The organism is Streptomyces sp. (genome assembly GCF_050698815.1).
Classification (GTDB): Bacteria; Actinomycetota; Actinomycetes; order Streptomycetales; family Streptomycetaceae; genus Streptomyces.
On record NZ_JBOHCV010000124.1, the window covers coordinates 1 to 2,390 of the forward strand.

2 protein-coding genes are annotated in these 2,390 nt (G+C 72.3%); both read right to left on the reverse strand.

Translation table 11 applies throughout. The annotated features are described in order from the left end of the window. Positions 1–265: 265 nt before the first annotated feature. Positions 266–2,044: a thioester domain-containing protein gene (locus ACRDP3_RS04945; protein WP_431515574.1), complete on the reverse strand. Its 1,779-nt coding sequence runs from the start codon at positions 2,042–2,044 to the stop codon at positions 266–268. Next, positions 2,044–2,390, reverse strand: a 347-nt coding sequence (locus ACRDP3_RS04950) for a DUF2269 family protein (RefSeq protein WP_431515575.1), incomplete at its 5' end; no start/stop codon positions are given. The genes ACRDP3_RS04945 and ACRDP3_RS04950, both read right to left, overlap by 1 nt.

Here is a 2,390-nt window from a genome sequence, read left to right on the forward strand (position 1 = left end):
CACGACACCGATCTTCGCGCCGGGCAGGAAGCTCAAGGTGACGTCGTCGAGGATCACCTTGTCGCCGTGCGCCTTGCGCGCCTTGCGAAGGGTGTAGATGTACTCAGCCAAGAGGAACCGTCCGGCAATCTGTAGGTCTCGAATCGCGGCTGCGCCGCATGGGTATCAGACCCATCTTGCCGCACACCGCCCCCGAGCCGGAAACGGGGCCGTCGCCCGCGGCCGCCCGGGCGGATCCGTCCCGTGACCGGTCGACCACATGTGGCTACCGATCGCCGCTGTCCGGTGTGCGTTTGCGCACCGCGAGCACGGCCACCAGACCGAGCAGCACCAGGCCGATCGCGATGCCGAGGATCAGCGGGGTGTTACTGGCCCCGGTCCGAGCGAGGTCGCCGCCGTCGTCCACGACACCCGTACCGGCGGCGCCGGTCCGCGCGCCGCCCGCCGCGGCCGTCCGCGACTGCGGCGAGATTCCCGAGTCGTCCTTGCCGTCCACCGCACTCGCGGTCGCACAGTCCAGCACGCCCGTGAAGGTCTCCGCGAAGCCGTCCTGGCCGGTGACAGGGGTGACTGGTGTGACGGAAATGCGGTACGGCTGATCCTCGGCGACCGGCACGGTGACCGTTTTGGTCCTGCCCCCGGCCACCTCGTGGTCCTTGTCCGCGATCTTGAAGTGGAAGGGCCGGTCACCGGGGTTGGCGACGGTGACGTCCACACCGCCCTTGACGCAGTTCTTCTCCGCGGTGACGGCGGGCAGTGCGCCGTCCTTCGCCCAGTGGACGCTCGCCGTCGCGGAGACCGTGGACTGGCTGGACCCCGCGAGTATCTGGGTCTGGCTGGTGGCGCCCGCCCCGACGCCGGTGAAGGCGCGCCCGACCGGGATCTTGGTGGCGGCCTGGACCGTCAGCGAGGTCGACGCGGGCTCGTCCTTGTCCGGTACGTCGAAGTAGAGCCGCGCACCGTCCCGCGCGGCGGTCACCGGCTTGCCGTCCTTGCCCACCACCCGTACGTCCCGCGAGGCGGCGTCCGGGGCCGGAGAGACGGCGACGCTCGGCGCGGTGGTCCGCACCGTGACCGGACCCAGCCGGCCGCCGCCCGCACCGGAGACGCCAGCTGGGTCGAGGGAGAGCGACGCTTGGGGCTCGGCGAGCTTCCGGGCGGCCCGCTGGAGATGATCCGCGAGCTTCTCGGCGGCCGGGTCGGCCGCCGTCACCCCGACGCCGTCGGTGCCCTTGTCGTGCTCGGCGCTCCCGGTCTTCTCAGCGCTCTCAGCCTGCCCTGTGTTCTCCGTGTAGCGCCATATCGCCACCTGCGTACCGGCTGCCGCCGTCGCCGGGGAGAGCCGGCCGGCGCCGGACGACTTCGCGAGCGCCTGCAGGTCGTTCACCTGCGGGTAGGAGTGCTGAAGTATCCATCGGATCTTGCCGGCGTCCGGGTTGTCGTGCAGGGAGGTGGCACTCCAGGGCGTTTCCGCGTAACGCGCCTGCTGCTGTGTGGGGTTGTCCATGTCGATGCAGTAGGTCTGCAGGGTGCCGCCGTCGTCCACGGCCATCTCGGAGAGGCCGGCGCCGGTCCTGCGGCTCTCGCCGTCCTCGTGGACGACGGCCTGGTCGTAGGTCTTCAGCCCGTCCAGCGTGGCAGTGGCACCGCCCTGCCGCGGCGGCTCGTCGCCGGCCGCGGCCGTGCCCGCACCGCGGCGGCGGACCCACGCCTCCTGGACGGAGTCCTTGAACGTCCGGAAGCCCGCCGGGAGCACGTTGACGAGCCCGTCGGCGAGCAGCACCGCCAGCAGCAGCCCGAGCAGGATCCACTCGAGCGTGCTCAGGTCGCCCTCCAGCGTCAGCGCTCCCACCACCACGACGGCCGCGTAGGCGAGCGTCACCGCGCCCCAGGCGCGCTTGGCCGTCCCCTCCTGCCATCCGTCCAGGAACGCGCGCATCCACGCCGCGCCGCGCGCCTGGAACAGGAAGCGCGAGAAGAGCATCGCGAACGTCAGCACCAGCCAGCCGCCGCGGACGAGGCCGATCAGCGTCGCCTCGGCCATCAGAACGGCTTGAGCTCCATGAGCGCCACGATCGCCAGCACGCCGGCGCCGACCGCCGCGCCCGCGAGCTTGAGGCCGCGCACGGTCTCCAGGTATGCGTCCGACAAGCCGGTCTCCCCCGCCGCGGCCATCCGCCGCGCCTCGGCCTCCGCGCGCCGCAGCGACGGGACGAGGTAGCCAAGCGCCGTGGCAAACACCGCGACGTAGAGCGCGACGCCGGCCGCCAGCCATGCATCGCCGGCGAGCGACCACGGGCCGTCGACGACCTGGTAGGCGCCGGTCAGGCCGACCACGACGGCCCCGGGCACCGCCAGCGTGCGGCTGATCCGCAGGATCGTCGCGAGCG

Excerpts from the sequence above, each read along its gene's own strand:
- ACRDP3_RS04945 (WP_431515574.1), bottom strand. The coding sequence starts at position 2,044 with ATGGCCGAGGCGACGCTGATCGGCCTCGTCCGCGGCGGCTGGCTGGTG.